This is a genomic window from Curvibacter sp. GW821-FHT01G03, assembly GCF_059422285.1.
This window is the reverse complement of sequence record NZ_JBWKWP010000013.1, coordinates 86,452-102,316: the sequence shown is the minus strand read 5'-3', so window position 1 is coordinate 102,316 and position 15,865 is coordinate 86,452. Positions and strand designations below refer to the sequence as shown.

At 68.2% G+C, this 15,865-nt stretch carries 15 protein-coding genes; 6 read left to right on the top strand and 9 right to left on the bottom strand.

Annotation, left to right across the window (positions count from 1 at the left end; genetic code table 11):
- Window positions 1-115: 115 nt before the first annotated feature.
- Window positions 116-928: a 4-hydroxy-2-oxoheptanedioate aldolase gene (gene hpaI, locus AC07VS_RS19260; protein WP_494656807.1), complete on the bottom strand. Its 813-nt coding sequence runs from the start codon at window positions 926-928 to the stop codon at window positions 116-118.
- A gap of 96 nt (window positions 929-1,024) precedes the next feature.
- Window positions 1,025-3,784 carry a magnesium-translocating P-type ATPase gene (gene mgtA / locus AC07VS_RS19255; RefSeq protein WP_494751736.1) on the bottom strand — a complete coding sequence of 920 codons (2,760 nt, stop codon included), beginning with the start codon at window positions 3,782-3,784 and terminating at the stop codon, window positions 1,025-1,027.
- Window positions 3,785-3,898: 114 nt separating this feature from the next.
- Here mgtA and AC07VS_RS19250 point away from each other — a divergent pair, with 114 nt between their 5' ends.
- Both AC07VS_RS19250 and AC07VS_RS19245 read left to right on the top strand, forming a co-directional pair.
- The gene (locus AC07VS_RS19250) at window positions 3,899-5,434 is read left to right on the top strand and encodes a C13 family peptidase (RefSeq protein ID WP_494751735.1); all 1,536 of its coding nucleotides are present in this window, start codon (window positions 3,899-3,901) and stop codon (window positions 5,432-5,434) included.
- A 125-nt stretch (window positions 5,435-5,559) separates the two neighbouring features.
- Window positions 5,560-8,079 (top strand): ABC transporter permease, encoded by a 2,520-nt coding sequence (locus tag AC07VS_RS19245; protein ID WP_494751734.1) that lies wholly within the window; start codon window positions 5,560-5,562, stop codon window positions 8,077-8,079.
- Window positions 8,080-8,281: 202 nt separating this feature from the next.
- Here AC07VS_RS19245 and AC07VS_RS19240 read toward each other — a convergent pair whose 3' ends face one another.
- The 3 genes from AC07VS_RS19240 to AC07VS_RS19230 are packed head-to-tail and all read right to left on the bottom strand — an operon-like array spanning window position 8,282 to window position 9,542.
- A complete protein-coding gene (locus AC07VS_RS19240; RefSeq protein ID WP_494751733.1) occupies window positions 8,282-8,854 on the bottom strand; it encodes a GNAT family N-acetyltransferase in 573 nt (190 codons plus the stop codon).
- Window positions 8,851-9,309, bottom strand: a complete 459-nt coding sequence (locus AC07VS_RS19235; protein WP_494751732.1) for a hypothetical protein — start codon at window positions 9,307-9,309, stop codon at window positions 8,851-8,853. Before AC07VS_RS19235 ends, AC07VS_RS19240 begins: the two co-directional genes overlap by 4 nt.
- Window positions 9,306-9,542, bottom strand: a complete 237-nt coding sequence (locus AC07VS_RS19230) for a TA system antitoxin ParD family protein (protein WP_492348323.1) — start codon at window positions 9,540-9,542, stop codon at window positions 9,306-9,308. The genes AC07VS_RS19235 and AC07VS_RS19230 overlap by 4 nt, the downstream gene beginning before the upstream one ends.
- A gap of 116 nt (window positions 9,543-9,658) precedes the next feature.
- Between AC07VS_RS19230 and AC07VS_RS19225 the strand changes: the two genes are divergently transcribed.
- Together AC07VS_RS19225 and AC07VS_RS19220 are read left to right on the top strand one after the other, a co-directional pair.
- Entirely contained in the window at window positions 9,659-10,075 is a 417-nt protein-coding gene (locus AC07VS_RS19225) for a group II truncated hemoglobin (RefSeq protein ID WP_492348324.1), read from the top strand.
- A gap of 34 nt (window positions 10,076-10,109) precedes the next feature.
- Window positions 10,110-10,610, top strand: coding sequence for a GNAT family N-acetyltransferase (locus AC07VS_RS19220; protein ID WP_492348325.1), 501 nt, complete (start codon window positions 10,110-10,112; stop codon window positions 10,608-10,610).
- Between the two features lies 1 nt (window position 10,611).
- On the opposite strand, the gene AC07VS_RS19215 is transcribed toward AC07VS_RS19220, so the two are convergent.
- The 3 genes from AC07VS_RS19215 to radC are packed head-to-tail and all read right to left on the bottom strand — an operon-like array spanning window position 10,612 to window position 13,386.
- Window positions 10,612-11,979, bottom strand: a complete 1,368-nt coding sequence (locus AC07VS_RS19215; protein WP_494751731.1) for an amidase family protein — start codon at window positions 11,977-11,979, stop codon at window positions 10,612-10,614.
- Between the two features lie 58 nt (window positions 11,980-12,037).
- Complete coding sequence (locus tag AC07VS_RS19210) at window positions 12,038-12,712, bottom strand: Smr/MutS family protein (RefSeq protein ID WP_494656815.1); 675 nt, start codon at window positions 12,710-12,712, stop codon at window positions 12,038-12,040.
- Window positions 12,709-13,386, bottom strand: a complete 678-nt coding sequence (radC, locus tag AC07VS_RS19205) for a RadC family protein (RefSeq protein ID WP_492348329.1) — start codon at window positions 13,384-13,386, stop codon at window positions 12,709-12,711. The genes AC07VS_RS19210 and radC overlap by 4 nt, the downstream gene beginning before the upstream one ends.
- 162 nt (window positions 13,387-13,548) lie before the next feature.
- Here radC and AC07VS_RS19200 point away from each other — a divergent pair, with 162 nt between their 5' ends.
- Window positions 13,549-14,010, top strand: a complete 462-nt coding sequence (locus tag AC07VS_RS19200) for an FKBP-type peptidyl-prolyl cis-trans isomerase (protein ID WP_019573972.1) — start codon at window positions 13,549-13,551, stop codon at window positions 14,008-14,010.
- Between the two features lie 158 nt (window positions 14,011-14,168).
- The gene (gene ispH / locus AC07VS_RS19195; protein ID WP_494751730.1) at window positions 14,169-15,125 is read left to right on the top strand and encodes a 4-hydroxy-3-methylbut-2-enyl diphosphate reductase; all 957 of its coding nucleotides are present in this window, start codon (window positions 14,169-14,171) and stop codon (window positions 15,123-15,125) included.
- Window positions 15,126-15,135: 10 nt separating this feature from the next.
- Here the strand turns inward: ispH and AC07VS_RS19190 are convergent, their stop codons facing one another.
- The gene (locus AC07VS_RS19190) at window positions 15,136-15,813 is read right to left on the bottom strand and encodes a CBS domain-containing protein (RefSeq protein ID WP_492348331.1); all 678 of its coding nucleotides are present in this window, start codon (window positions 15,811-15,813) and stop codon (window positions 15,136-15,138) included.
- Between the last annotated feature and the right edge of the window lie 52 nt (window positions 15,814-15,865).

Below are 15,865 nucleotides of genomic sequence, written 5' to 3'. Positions count from 1 at the left end.
GGCGGCGGTCAAGCGGCCGACGGGCAAATGGCTCACCGGCCGCAGCGCCAGGTTCGCGCGCCGATGTGTGGCACCGCAACACCTGGGCCATCGAGCCCCCCGCCAGGCCAAGCCGTCAATAGACCGCGCCGGCGCGCGGCGCCGCGGCGGGGGCCTGGGCGCCCAGAAAATCGGCCGCCAGGCGGCGTGCCGCCTGCGCATACAGCGACACATCCACGCCCACGGCCACAAAGGTGGCGCCCAGGGACAGGTAGTGGCGCGCCAGTTGCGTGTCGGAGGTCAGGATGCCGGCCGCCTTGCCGGCGCCGACGATGGCCCGGATGGCGCCTTCGATGGCCGCCTGCACCTCGGGGTGGCCGGGCTTGCCGCGGTGGCCCATCGACGCGGCCAGGTCGGCCGGGCCGATGAACACGCCGTCCACGCCCTCGACGGCGGCGATTGCGCTCAGGTTCGTCAGGGCGGTCACGCTCTCGGCCTGCACCAGCAGGCAGATCTCGTCGTCGGCCACATCGAGGTAGTCGGCGCGCAGGCTCCAGCGCGAGGCGCGGGCGATCGCGCTGCCCACCCCGCGGATGCCCTTGGGCGGGTATTGCACGGCGCGCACCATCAACTCGGCCTGCTCGGCCGTGTCAACCATGGGGATCAGCAGGTTCTGGGCGCCGATGTCGAGCAACTGCTTGACCAGCGCCACTTGGCCTTCAACGGCGCGCACCACCGGTTGTGAGCGGTACGGTGCCACCACCTGCAACTGCTGCAAGGTGGTTTGCAAGGTGTTGGGGGCGTGCTCGCCGTCGATCAACAGCCAGTCGAAGCCGGCGGTGGCGCTGACCTCGCTGAGGTAGGGCGAGGCGGCCGACAGCCACAGGCCGATCTGGGCGCGCTTTTCGCGCAGGGCTTGCTTGAAGGGGTTGGCGGCCGGCTTGCTCATCGGGTGGGAACTCCTGAAAGTGGGGCCGGCGCATCGGCTCGGCCCGCGGTGAATGTCACAGATTGTTGATTCTGCGTCTTTTTGCTGTTGCAGTGCTCATTGCCAGCCAAAGCGCCCGGCATACCAGCGCTTGACCCCCGTGGTCAGCAGGCCATAGCCCAGCAGAATCAGCAGCAGCCAGCCAAAGTAGGCCGGGGGCAGGGCCTGCAGCCTGAAATACCCGGCCAGCGGGCCTTGCACCAGGAAGATGCCCAGCGCGGCCACCCCCGCGGTCATGCCCAGCAGCAGCGGGGCAGGGCGGCTTTGCACAAAGGGCAGCCTGGGGCTGCGCAGCAGGTGCACGATCAGCGTCTGCGTGAGCAGTCCCACCACGAACCAGCCCGACTGGAACAGGGTCTGCCGTGCCTCGCTGTTGGCGCCGAAGACCCACCACATGAGTGCAAAGGTGGCGATGTCGAAGACCGAACTCAGCGGCCCGAAATACACCATGAAGCGGCCGATGCCCTCGGGGTTCCAGCGCAGCGGCTGCTGCACCAGGGCCTCGTCGACCCGGTCAAAGGGGATGGCGGTCTGCGAGAAGTCGTACAGCAGGTTCTGCACCAGCAACTGCAGCGGCAGCATGGGCAAAAAGGGCAAAAAGGCGCTGGCCACCAGCACCGAGAACACGTTGCCGAAGTTCGAGCTGGCTGTCATGCGCAGGTACTTGAGCAGGTTGCTGAAAGTGCGCCGCCCCTCCAGCACGCCCTCTTGCAGCACCATCAGGCTTTTTTCCAGCAGGATGATGTCGGCCGCCTCCTTGGCGATGTCGACCGCGCTGTCCACCGAGATGCCGATGTCGGCCGCGCGCAGCGCGGGGGCGTCGTTGATGCCATCGCCCATGAAGCCCACCACATGGCCGTTGCGGCGCAGCGCCCGCACGATGCGCTCCTTGTGCAGCGGCGTCAGCTTGGCAAACAGTTGGTGCTGCTCCACGCAGCGGGCCAGGGCCGCATCGTCCAGCGCGTCCAATGCCGGGCCCAGCACCACCGGCTGCACCGGCAGGCCCACCTGGGTGCAGACGCGGGCCGTCACCAGTTCGTTGTCGCCGGTCAGCACCTTGACGGCCACACCGCTGGCGGCCAGGGCCTGCAGGGCGGGGGCGGTGGACTCCTTGGGTGGGTCGAGAAAGGCCACGTAGCCGAGCAGGGTGAGCCCGCTCTCGTCGGCCACGCCGAACACCGTCTGATCCAGTGGCAGCTCTTTCATGGCCACGGCCACCACGCGCAGGCCCTCGCGGTTGAGCTGGGCGGCCACCTCGCGTACCCGGGCCAGCAATTCGCCGTCCAGGGCTTGTTCGCAGGGGCCCTCGGGGCATTGGGCGTCCTGGGTGCGGACCCGGCTGCAGATCGCCAGCATCTCCTCCAGTGCGCCCTTGCAGATCAGCTCGTGGTGGTGGTCCTGCTCGGCCACCACCACCGACATGCGCCGGCGCACGAAGTCGAAGGGGATCTCGTCCACCTTGCGGTAGTCCTGTGCCAGGCGCAGTTCGGTGGCCATCTCCACATGCTCCAGCACGGCCCGATCCAGCAGGTTCTTCAGGCCGGTCTGGTAGTGGCTGTTGAGGTAGGCGAACTTCAGCACCTCGTCGCTGGCCTGGCCGAACACATCGGTGTGGCGCTCCAGCACGATGCGGTCCTGCGTCAGTGTGCCGGTCTTGTCGGTGCACAGCACGTTCATGGCCCCGAAGTTCTGGATCGCGTCCAGGCGTTTCACGATCACCTGCTGGCGCGACAGCATCACCGCGCCCTTGGCCAGGGTGGTGGTGACGATCATGGGCAGCATCTCGGGCGTCAGGCCCACCGCCACCGACATGGCAAACAGAAACGCCTCGCCCCAATGCCCCTTGGTGAAGCCATTGACCAGCAGCACGATGGGCACCATCACCAGCGCAAAGCGGATCAGCAGCCAGCTCACGCTGTTGACCCCGCTCTGGAAGGCCGTCACCGTGCCATCGCCCGCGTTCATGTGGGCGGCCACGGTGCCGAAGTAGCTCTGGTTGCCGGTGGCCAGCACCACGGCCGTGGCCGAACCCGACACCACGTTGGTGCCCATGAACAGCAGGTTGTGCTGCTCCAGCGGGCCCTGGCCAGGGCCGGCCTCGGGGTGCTGCGGGTCGTGCGCACTGACAAACTTTTCGACCGGCATCGATTCACCGGTCATGGCGGCCTGGGCCACGAACAGGTCGCGGGCGCTCAGCACCCGGCAGTCGGCCGGGATCATGTCGCCCGCCGACAGCTGCAGGTGGTCGCCAGGCACCAGTTCGCGCAAGGGGCGCTCCTGAGCCTGCGGGGTCGCGCTGCCGGCCGGCACCCGCCACACCGTGGCGGTGTTGCTGACCAGGGCCTTGAGCGCCTCGGCGGCGCGGCTGGAGCGCGCCTCCTGCACGAAACGGACGACCGTGCTCAAGGCCACCATGCTGCCGATCACCACCGTGGCCTTGTTGTCATCGGTCAGCCACGACACGGCCGCCAACAGGGTCAGCAACAGGTTGAAGGGGTTGTTGTAGGCCCGCCACAGGCGCTGGGCGGCGGTGGGCGGCTTGTCGTGGGCCACCTCGTTGGGGCCGATGCGGCGAAATCGCTCGGCGGCCTCGGCCTCGGTCAAGCCGCCGGCGGGCGCCTGCAACTGCGCCAGCAGTTGCTCAGGGGTGGCCTGGGCGGCCCGCATCAGCATGGGCACCAGCGGGTCGGCGGCGCCGGGCCGGGCTTCGGGTGGATGGGCCAGGCTGTGGTCCAGCCAGGCGTGGCGGCCAAACAGGCGGTTGGTGTAGCGGCGGCGCAGCAGGGGCGCCAGCCAGCGGGGCAACAGGGCTCGCATGTCAGAGGGCTTTCGATGGGGCAGGGCGGTCTGGAACGACAAACCGGCTATGGCGGGATCATTGCGCGCCCATATGCCTAGTTTGACCGTTCAGCTTGCTGGCATCATGACGGGATGACGAACAGTTACGAATCCGAGGACTGGAACGACACGGTCGCTGTCGACGACGAAGACACCGCCCCCCTGGCCCTGGCCGATGCGGCCGGTCCGATCTGGGCCGTGGGTGAGGCGCGCCCCTATCCCCCCGAGCGGGTGTCCATCGGGCGCTGGATGCTGGGCGGCCTGAGGGCCGGCTTTTTCGTGTCGCCGGGCGTGGGTCATGCCCAGCCTTCGCCCTTTCAGGTGCTGTTGCTCACGGTGCTGGCTTCGGGGCTGTTGTTGGGCTTGGCCCGGCTGGAGGTGCCCGGCCCCGCCCTCTTTGACTGGCGGGCCTGGCTGGTGCCCTGGTGGATGACGCTGCTGTCGCTGTGGGGCGCCTGGTTTGCCCTGCCGCCCGAGCGCGTGGCCGAGATCGATGACGACCCCTGGCACCTGCGGGGGCTGGGCACCTGGTTTGCGCTCAGCTCGGGCGTGGCCTTGCCGGCACAGTTGGTGCTGCAGGCTCTGTCGATCGCCGTGGTACGCGAATGGCTGCCGGCCCAGACCATGGCCCTGCCATGGATCTACTGGGGCCTGTACCTGGGCCTGACGGTGTGGCTGTGGGCGGCGGTGGTGCGCTTGACGGCGCGTTTTGCCGGCCCGCGCTGGCGTCTGGGCCTGTTTGCGGCCTTGCTGGCCGGCCTGTTCGCCCTGGCCATCTGGCAGTTCCCGGACCGCCCCTGGGCGCCCGACGAGAGTGCAGAACTGGCCACCGCCGACACCCCCGAGCCCCCGCGCCTGCACCTGAGCCAAGGCGTGTTTGAGGCCCAGCAAGCCCTGTGGCCTGCCGCCGAACAGGGCCTGGCGGCGCAGCGCGATGGCGTGGTCGAAGTCTATGGCCTGGTGTTTGCGCCCGACGGCAGCGAGGCGGTGTTCCGCCGCGAAAGCCAGCTGATGGCTGATGTGTTGCGCCAGCGCTTTGATGCCGAAGGTCGGGTGCTGCACCTGCTGAACAACCCCGAGACCGCCACCACCTTGCCCTGGGCCACGCCTGAGAACCTGGGCCGTGCCATCGGCCTGCTGGCCACCCACATGGACCGCGAACACGATCTGCTGGTGGTGTACCTGACCTCGCACGGGGCGCAGAACTTTCAACTGGCGGCCAGCAATGACCCGCTGGAGGTGGCCCCGGTCGACCCCGGCCTGCTGCGCCGGCTGCTGGACGAAGCCGGCATCCGCAACCGCGTGATCATGGTGTCGGCCTGCTTTGCCGGCGGCTGGATCGAGCCCTTGGCCACCGACACCAGCCTGGTCATCACCGCGTCGGATGCCGAGCACACCTCGTACGGCTGTGGCCGCCTGTCGGAGCTGACCTTTTTCGGCCGGGCGGTGGTCGACGAGCAACTGCGCCAGACCCATTCCTTCACCCAGGCCTTTGAGCGGGCCCGCCTGGTGATTGGCAAACGAGAGGTCGAGGCCGGCAAGCCCGACGGTCCGTCCAACCCGCAGATGCGCCTGGGCGCTGGCCTGGTGCCGGTGCTGGGGGCGTTGGAGGCGCGGCTGGGGCCTTGAGCAGTGGCCGAAGAGCCTGGCGCGACCTGTGGCCAGGGCGTGCCAGCGGGTCGATCTGAGCGCCACCTCCGGTCTTGGCCCTCCGCCCACCACGGCTGACACAGCTTTGCGCTATGGTGGCGCGCATGAAGCCTTCATTTTTCAGTCTGGGGTGGCGCACCCTGTGGCGTGACCTGCGCGCCGGCGAGTTGCGCCTGTTGATCGTGGCCGTGACCCTGGCGGTGGCGGCCCTCAGTGCGGTGGGTTTTTTTTCGGACCGGCTCAAGGGCGGGCTGCAGCGCGATGCCCGCCAACTGTTGGGCGGCGACGCGGTGCTGGCCAGCGACAACCCGGCCCCGGCCGCCTTTGCCGAGCGGGCGCAGGCCCTGGGCCTGCAGGTGGGGGCCACCCAGACCTTCCCGACCATGGGGCGGGCGGCCGACGAGCAGGGCGGCGCCAGCCGCCTGGTGGCGCTGAAGGCGGTCAGCCCCGGCTACCCCTTGCGTGGCCAGTTGCTGGTCTCGGCCACGGCCGACGGCGCCGGTGAACCCACGCGCGAGGTGCCGGCCCCCGGCGAGGCGTGGGTGGACGCGGCGGTGCTCGAATCGCTGGACCTGCACCTGGGCGACCCCCTGCTGCTGGGCGACAGCCGCCTGCGCATTGCGCGCGTGCTGGTGCTGGAGCCCGACCGGGGTGCCGGCTTCATGAACTTTGCCCCGCGGGTCATGGTGCGCGAATCCGACCTGGCGGCCACCCGCCTGGTGCAGCCGGCCAGCCGCATCAACCACCGGCTGGCCGTGGCGGGCGAGGGCCCGGCCGTCAAGGCCTTCACCGACTGGGCCGAGGCCGAGATGAAACGCAGCGGCCTGCGGGGTGCCCGCATCGAGTCATTGGACAGCGGCCGCCCCGAGATGCGCCAGACCCTGGACCGGGCCGAGAAATTCCTCAACCTGGTGGCCTTGCTGGCCGCCTTGCTGAGTGCCGTGGCGGTGGCGCTGGCCGCCCGCGGCTTTGCCGCCAGCCACCTGGACGATTGCGCCATGCTGCGCGTGCTGGGGCAGAGCCAGCGCACCATCGCGCTGGCCTACGCCTTTGAGTTTGTGCTGGCCGGTGTGGCCGCCAGCCTGCTGGGCGTGGCCCTGGGCTATGCGGTGCACTATGCCTTTGTGGCCCTGCTGGCAGGCCTGGTGGATGCGGCCCTGCCCGCGGCCACGGCCTGGCCCGCGCTGCTGGGCCTGGGCATGGGCCTGACCCTGTTGGTGGCCTTTGGCTTGCCGCCGGTGCTGCAACTGGCCCAGGTGCCGCCGCTGCGCGTGATCCGGCGCGACCTGGGCGGGCTCAAGCCGGCCTCGTTGCTGGTGCTGGGCTTGGGCGTGGCGGGCTTTGCCGCCTTGCTGATGGCCGTCAGCAGCGACCGCCTGCTGGGCCTGATCGCGGTGGGGGGCTTTGCAGGCGCCGTGCTGCTGTTTGCCGGCCTGAGCTGGCTGGCCGTGCAGGCCTTGCGCCGCAGCGTCAATGAAAGCACCGCGCCGCGCTGGCTGGTGCTGGCCACCCGCCAGGTCTCGGCCCGCCCGGCCTATGCGGTGGTGCAGGTCAGTGCCTTGGCCGTGGGCCTGCTGGCCCTGGTGCTGCTGGTGCTGTTGCGCACCGATCTGATCAGCAGCTGGCGCCAGGCCACGCCACCCGATGCCCCCAACCGCTTTGTGATCAATGTGCTGCCCGAGCAGGCGGGCGATTTTCAGGCCGCGCTGCGCCAGGGCGGCGTGCGCCAGTTCGACTGGTACCCCATGATCCGGGGCCGCCTGGTAGCCATCAACGGCCAGCCCGTCAAGCCCGAGGACTACCCCGGCGAGCGGGCCAAGCGCCTGGTCGACCGTGAGTTCAACCTGTCCAACAGCGCCGAGCGCCCCCCGCACAACCCGGTGGTGGCGGGCCGTTGGACCCCCGACGAGGCCGGCGCGGTGAGCGTCGAAGAAGGCATTGCCCAGACCCTGGGCCTGAAGCTGGGCGACCAGTTGCGCTTTGACATCGGCGGCGTGCAGACCGAATCGCGCATCACCTCGCTGCGCAAGGTGGACTGGGGCTCGCTGCACGCGAACTTCTTCGTCATCTACCCGGTGGCCAGCCTGCCCGATGTGCCGGTCACCTACCTGGCGGCCTTCCGGGCCCCGGCCCAGCGCGGCTTTGACAATGCCCTGGTGCGGCAGTTTCCGAACATCACCAGTGTGGACATGAGCAGCACGCTCAACCAGATCCAGCGCGTGCTGGACCAGGTGGTGCAGGCGGTGGAGTTCCTGTTCGCCTTCACCCTGGCCGCCGGCCTGGTGGTGCTGTTTGCCGCCGTCACCGCCACCCGTGAAGAGCGCGCCCGCGAGTTCGCCATCATGCGCGCCGTGGGCGCCAGCAGCCGCCTGCTGCGCCAGGTGCAGGGCGCCGAACTGCTCGGCGTGGGCCTGCTGGCCGGCTTTCTGGCCAGCGCCGTGGCCGCCGGCGTGGGCTGGGGCCTGGCCCACTTTGTGTTCGAGTTCGCCTGGACCGCCTCGCCCTGGGTGCTGCTGGGCGGTGCCGCGGCCGGCGCCGTGCTGGCCCTGGCCGCCGGCTGGTGGGGCCTGCGCGAGGTGCTGCGCCGGCCGGTGGTGGAGACGCTGCGGCGGGCTGCGGGGTGAGGCTCGGCCTGGGGCGGTGTCGAGCCGAGAGTGCCGCCCGGCTGAGGTGGCAATGACAGCCCATGAGCACTGACGACACCCTGAAAGCGCCCAATCCACCCCCGCCACCCATTTCCGAATGGATCGGCGGTGAAGTGCATTTGTTGGCGCTGACCGAGCGCTTTTGCGATCTGATTTTCAGAAGTGAGTCGTGTAGCTACGCTTACTCAGATCGCGGGCTATGCGTTATCGAATGACCATCCGCGCCGCGGAGCAATGCCATGGTGTACGTGTCAAAAAACTGACCATCCATGAAAAATGCCATGCGGTTCACCCCTTCGACGATGAACCCGAATCTTTTGTAAAGTGCGATCGCGTTAGTGTTGTCAGCTTTCACGGATAGCTCGATGCGGGAAATATCCGCAGTCCAAGTCCGTTCAATGCAGGCTGCCAGAAGCATCGAGCCGATACCACGATGACGTGCGGATGGGATGAGCCCCATGCCCAGAGTTCCAACATGTGCACAGGCGTCTCCAAACTTGGGAAGAACATCGCACCAACCAACAACCGATCCACTCTCAACGGCGAGAACTTGGCAAAGATCGTTTTCAACGATATTTCTGAAAAATGCAAAGGCACTCTCAATGGGGGGAGCCTGGAAAAAGGCGAGATAACGCCTCTCCCGTGCGACTGAATCGAGTGCTTGGTACAGCCCCTCAAAATGCTCCGCAGATGTCGGGACGATCGTAGGCGGCGGCTTGGGACGTGTTTCGATGGGCTTTCGTTCTCTTTTCATCGAGCCCCCTGCGAAGGCGAAAAGGCAAAGTCAAGCTCCAGCAAGCCTTCACAGGCTGGGCAGTAGAGGTAGGTGTCCCCACTGGCGCGGCTCAACACCCCCCAGCCAGTGGCGTTGTCGATGGTCAGGGTTGCCCGTTGCCCACCAGCGAACTTGAGCCTCAGATCCGCATGACAGTCACCCAGCAGCAGATCGCGCCGGTATTGGGCTTCACTGCCCGCGCGGGCCTCATTCAGGAAATAACCAGCGCGCCAGGCATCGACCCTTGTGGATGGGCAGTAGGGTTGGCGGCCTGACTGTTCGGAGGGCTGTCGCAGAACAGTGATCCTACGAATGGCGGGGGGTGTGTAGATCCCGGGTTCGGGGGACGGATCAGTGGTGATGACGGTGGCCCATCCGCCCTGCGAACCCAGGAGCAGGGCGGTGAGCAGCGACAGGCCGCATGTGGGGTTCATGTCCATCTCGCTGATTGGTTGGGCTTGTCAAGGTTGACGGCGCCCGCATCGACTTCGGCCAAGGCGTGCAGCGTTTCCAGAATCAGGCCTATCGGCATGTCTGGGTTTTGCAGTGCAATCCTGCCGATGCGCGCCCAGTACTCGATTTGTTGGGCGGTCGTCCGGTGTTCTCTGATGGCGGCAGCTTGGGCCTGGCGCACCAAATTTCGGGATAGTTTCAGATGAGCAGGCATGGTGTCCTCGGGCTGATCGCAGATCGGGTCGCGCTGGCTGTGAGCGCTGGGGTCGTCGGGTGAATGGGCGTTTGAGAGTCCGCGATGGATGTGACCCAGGCGACAATCGCCATCCTATGAGCACCGACGACAACCTGGATACCCCTTCCACCCCCGCCACCCCTTTCGAATGGATCGGTGGCGAAGAGCGCGTGTTGGCGCTGACCGAGCGCTTTTACGATCTGATGGACCTGGAGCCTGGCTACCATGACCTGCGCGCTGCCCATGGCCCCGATCTGAGCAATGCACGCCAGCGCCTGTTCTGGTTTCTGTGCGGCTGGCTGGGCGGGCCCTCGCACTACACCGACCGTTTTGGGCACCCGATGCTGCGGGCGCGGCATCTGCCGTTTCCGATCGGCATCAAGGAGCGCGACCAGTGGGTGGCCTGCATGGACCAGGCCATGGGCGAGACGGGCGTGCCCGAGGACCTGCGGGCCCGCCTCAAGGAAAGCTTTTTCGGCACGGCCGACTGGATGCGCAACAAAGGCATCTGAACGGCGCCGGCCCGGGTGCGTAACATAGGCGCCCATGACCGAAGCCATTTCTTCTTCCGTGCACCTGCGTGCGGCCACGCCGGCCGATGTCGACACCATCCTGGGCCTGATCCGCGGCCTGGCCGAGTACGAGAACCTGCTGGACCGCGTGGTGGCCACGCCTGAAAAGCTGGCCGACACCTTGTTCGGTGCTCACCCGGCCGCCGAGGTGCTGCTGGCCGAGGTCGATGGCCAGGTGCAGGGCTTTGCGCTGTTCTTCCATAACTACTCGACTTTTCTGGCCCAGCGCGGCCTGTACCTCGAAGACCTGTTCGTGCGCCCCGAGGCGCGCGGACACGGCGTGGGCAAGGCCTTGCTCAAGGCCCTGGCCGAGCTGGCCGTGCAGCGCGGCTGCGGGCGCTTTGAGTGGTCGGTGCTGGATTGGAACCAGAGCGCGATCGACTTCTATGAGGCCATGGGCGCCACGGTGATGCCTGATTGGCGCATCTGCCGTGTCACCGGCGAGGCCCTGGCCCGCTTGGGCGGGGCGGCCTGATTCAGCGCAGGGCCTCCAGCCGGCGCACCAGGGCCAGCGGTGTGAGGTCTTCGAACATCGGCCCGATCACCTGCAGGCCGATGGGCAGGCCGTCGCGGTCGCGGCCCACGGGCGCGCTGGTGGCGGGCAGGCCGGCCACCGTGGCGATGCCGGGCCAGAAGATCTGCGGCCCCAGCAGGTGGGATTGGCCATCCACCTCGACGGTGGCGCTGGCCCAGTCCATTGGGTCGATGTGCGGGTAGGCGGTGCAGCCCAGCACCGGCGTCAGCACCACATCCACCTCCTCGAACAAGGCCTGCCACTGCAGCTGCAGGCCCGCGCGGCGGTCCAGCAAGGTCAGCCACTCGTGTGCGCTGATGGATGTGGCGCCGGGCTGCCCCCGGGTCATGAAGGTGTTGAGCAGGCCCGTGTAGATCTTGTGCGCCATCTCCAGATTGGGCAGGCGCTCGCTGCTGCGCAGCACGCTGCAGCCGCCAGCCTGCAGGGTGTTGGCCACCTCTTGCAAGGCCGCCTGGGTGTCTTGTGACACCGGCAGGTCGGGGTGTTGGTCCAGCAGCAGGCAGCGCGCCTGCCGCATGTCGCGGGCCGGCGGCAGTTGCAGGGTGTAGGCCTTTGACTGCGGCGCTTCGGGGCCGGCCAGCACGCTGAGGGCCAGTTCCAGGTCGTCCACGCTGCGTGCCAGCGGGCCGATCACCGCCAGTTCGTTCGGGGCGCCGCTGCCCAGGCCCGGAAAATCATGGCCGCGCGCTGGCAGCAGACCCAGGCTGGGCTTGTGACCATACACGCCGCAGAAGTGCGCCGGCACCCGGATCGAGCCGCCGATGTCCGAGCCCAGCTCCAGGGCCACAAAGCGCGCCGCCAGCGCCGCGGCGCCACCGCCCGACGAGCCGCCCGGTGTGCGGCTCAGGTCCAGGGGGTTGCGGGTGCGGCCGTAGTTCGGGTTGGCCGATTGCCAGTCGCCCAGGCCCACCGGCACATTGGTCTTGCCCAGGATCACGGCGCCAGCCGCCTTGAGCCGCTTCACCGCAAGGGCATCCTGCTCGGCCCGATGTTGACGGGCGAACTCGAAGCCCCAGGTGGTGGGCAGGCCGGCCAGGTTGAAGGATTCTTTCACCGTCATCGGCAGGCCCAGCAGGGGCCGGCGTTCGCCGCGGGCCAGGGCCTCGTCTGCCGCGCGGGCCTGGGCACGGGCATGGTCGAAATCCCGCACCACCACCGCGTTGATGGGGCCGTCATGGGCCTCGATGCGGGTGATGGCCGCCTCGCACAGGGCCAGGGCGCTGCAGTCGCCCCGCGCCAGGGCAGCCACCTGGGCGCGGGCATCGAGGTCGAGCAGGGCATCAGCAGGGGCGAGGGACGGTGAGGTCATGGCGGGCTCCGTGAAGTGGGTGCCGCCATTGTGGCCTCATGCCCTGGCCTGGCTCGTGTCAACCCGGTGACGGTCGCAGCAGCACCACCAGCGCGCCGGCGCCACCCTCGGCGGGCCGGGCCTGCACAAAGGCCAGTACTTCGTTCTTCTGCACCAGCCAGCTTTGCACCCGGCCCTTGAGCACCGGGCTTTTGCCGGGCGAGCCCAGGCCCTTTCCGTGCACCACGCGCACGCAGCGCACGCCGATCTTGTGGGTTTCGCGGATGAACTGGCCCAGCGCCTCTCGCGCCTCGTCGGTGCGCAGGCCGTGCAGATCGAGTTGGCGCTGGATGCTCCAGACGCCCCGGCGCAGTTTGCGCGTGACCTCGACGCTGATGCCGGGGCGGCGAAAGCTCAGGGCGTCATCGGTGTCGAGCAGGGAGCTGACGTCGAAGTCGTCGCTGATGGACTCGAGCAGCACGCGCTGTTCGTCGAGCTGGTGCTGGTAGGGGATGGGCGCCGGTGGGTCGTTTTGCAGCAGCACCCGGCCGTGCTGGCGCAGCGGGATCACCGGGCCCACGGCCAATTCGAACAGGCGATGCCGGGCCTGTTCGCGGGCGGCGGCCTCGCGGCGGGCGCGCTCCAGGGCTTCGGCCTCGGCGCGTTGCTGGGCCAGGCGCTTTTGCAGCTGTTTCAGGTCTTGCAGCGAGTGCAGCACCAGGGGGCTGCCGCTGCGTTCGGGCAGGGCGCTCACAGCAGCCCTTTCTCGGCCATCGACAAGGCCTGGCCGGGGGCCACGATCAGGTGGTCGAGCACGCGCACATCGATCAGGCCCAGGGCCGCCTTCAGGTGCTGGGTCAAGGCCTGGTCGGCCGCCGAGGGCTGCACCTGGCCACTGGGGTGGTTGTGTGCCAGCACCACGGCGCCGGCCTGGTGGTGCAGCGCGCGCAGCACCACCTCACGGGGGTAGACCGAGGTCTGGTTGAGCGTGCCGCGAAACAGCTCTTCGAAGGCCAGCATGCGGTTCTGGCTGTCGAGAAACAGCACGGCAAACACCTCATGGCCCTTGTGCGCCAAATGAAGTTGCAGGTAGCGGCGCACGGCGTCGGGTGAGTCGAATACGGCGCGCTCGCTCAGCTGCTGGGCCAGGGCTCGGCGGGCCAGCTCCAGCACCGCACTGAGTTCGGCCCGCTTGGCGGTGCCGCCCAGGCCCTTGATGCGTTTCAGGTCTTCCAGTTTGGCCTGCAGCAGGCCCGCCATGCCGCCAAAGGCGTCGAGCAGCTCCTGCGCCAGCATCAGCACGCTTTTGCCGGCCAGGCCGGTGCGCAGCAACAGGGCCAGCAGCTCGGCGTCGCTGAGCGCACCGGCGCCACGCGCGATCAACTTTTCGCGCGGGCGGGCTTCGGGGGGCAGGTTCAGCGGGCTCATGGGGATCATGGGGCTCAGGGCAGGGGGCTCAGGGGGCGGGGCTGAGGTGCAGGAATGGTGAGAAAAGTGCGGAAAGCGGGGGGGAGGCGGGGGAATAGAGCCCCGGTGCTGAAGGGGCTCTGGCTGGTTTTTTACAATGGCGGTCAGTTTATCGGGACTTCCATGTCAACAACGCCCTCTCAAGCATCTGTCGTTCAGCCTTCTTCGTTCCTGACCTTGCACTACCGCCTGGCCGGGCCGGCGGGGGACATCATCAATACTTTCGACGACAAACCCGCTACTTTGTCGCTGGGCTCGGGCGAGTTGTCGCCTGCGGTGGAGCAGCGGTTGATCGGCCTGGCCGAGGGCACACGCACCCAGTTCGAGATCCCGGCCGGCGAGGCCTTTGGCGAGCGCAACCCCGACATGCTGCAATGGGTGGCGCGCAAGCTGCTGGCCCAGTTTGGCGACCCGGACGAGCAGTACGACGTGGGCGATGTGGTGCAGTTCCCCACGCCCGATGGCACCGGCAGCTATGCCGGCGCGGTGCAGCAGCTCAGCGATGACGCGGTGCTGTTCGATTTCAACCACCCGCTGGCCGGCCAGCCGGTCACCTTTGAAGTGCAACTGATCGGAGTGTTGTGAGATGGTCCCCCCTGAGTCGCCTTCGGCGCCTTCCCCCAGGGGACGACACCAGCGGCCTGGCAAAGCCAGCTCCGCGGTGTCTGCTGGCATGGCCTGCTCCGCGGCCTTTTGATCGATGAGTACGTGGCGATTTGCTGAGCTGCGGATGGAGGATTGCAATGAAAAATGACCAGCAGAGGACCCTGTCCGAAATCACCCTGGCCGAGCCGCGTGGCTTCTGTGCCGGCGTGGACCGGGCCATCGAGATCGTGGAGCGTGCGCTGCAGAAGTTCGGTGCGCCGATCTATGTGCGCCATGAGATCGTGCACAACACCTATGTGGTGAACGACCTCAAGAACAAGGGCGCGATCTTCATCGAAGAACTGGATGACGTGCCCCAGGGCGCCACCCTGGTGTTCAGCGCCCACGGCGTGAGCCGGGCGGTGCAGGAAGAGGCCCGGGCACGCGGCTTCTCGATCTTCGACGCCACCTGCCCGCTGGTGACCAAGGTGCACGTCGAGGTGGCCAAGCTGGCGCGCGAGGGCTATGAGTTCATCATGATCGGCCACAAGGGGCATCCCGAGGTGGAGGGCACCATGGGCCAACTGGATCACGGCATCCACCTGGTCGAAGACGTGGCCGATGTGGCCCGTGTGCAGCCCGGGCAGACCGACAAGCTGGCCGTGGTGACCCAGACCACGCTGAGCGTGGACGACGCCGCCGAGATCGCCGAGGCCGTGCGCCTGCGCTTTCCCAAGGTGCGCGAGCCCAAGCAGCAGGACATCTGCTATGCCACGCAAAACCGCCAGGACGCGGTGAAGATCCTCAGCCCCCAGGTCGACATCGTGATCGTGGTGGGCAGCCCGACCAGCTCGAACAGCAACCGCCTGCGCGAGCTGGCCGAAAAGCTGGGCACCCCCGCCTACATGGTGGACAGCGCGGCCGAACTGCAGCCCGCCTGGTTCGAAGGCAAGGCCCGGGTCGGCCTGACCGCGGGCGCCTCGGCCCCTGAGCTGCTGGTGAACCAGGTGATCGAGCGCCTGCGCGCCTTCGGGGCCGTGGCGGTGCGCAAGATGGACGGGATTGAGGAAACGTTGAAGTTCCCCTTGCCCAAGGGCCTGAAACTGGACGCTTGAGGAGGCGGGCTCAGGTCCACAGGTCCAGCGGCGGGTCGGCGACCACGGCGCGCAGGATGTCGGCGCGCGACAGGAAGCCGATCACGTGGCCGTCGTCCTGCGTCACGGGCAGGCCGGGCAGGCCCATGTCCAGCAGCACCCGGGCCGCGCGGCGCAGCGAGGTGTCGCCGGCCACGGCGGGCACGGGGGTGAGCATGATGTCGCGCACGCTCTGCTGGGCCAGCTTCCAGGCCGAGATGCCGGTGGCGCTGGGGGCGGGCATCAGCACCGGCGGCATCATGTCGGCGCGCAGCAGCAAACCGATCAACAGGCCCTGGGCATCCAGCACCGGGGCCTGGCCCACGCCACGTGCGGCCAGGGCCTCCCAGGCCTCGGCCACGGTGATTTCGGGTGGCACGCTGAACACCTCGCGGCTCATCACGTCCTGCACCCGGTCCAGGGGTTGGCGGGCCGGCGGTTTGGCCTGCTGGGCATCGGCATAGGCCGCCATGGCGTCGTTGCGCCGGGTGTGCAAGGCGTTGGACGGCGGGCGTGGGGTGGCGGCGGGCAACTCGAAGGCGTCGCGGTGCAGGGCGTCGCTGCGGTGCACACCCCGTGTGGCCGACAGGGCGCGCACCGGGCTCAGCTCGGACAGGTTTTCCATCGTGCCCCGGTAGATGGGGCCACCCAGACCAAAAACGTAGAACATGCGCTTCTCCGGAGCCGCCCGTGGGGGCCAGCGGTGGGCTGCCCCGACGATC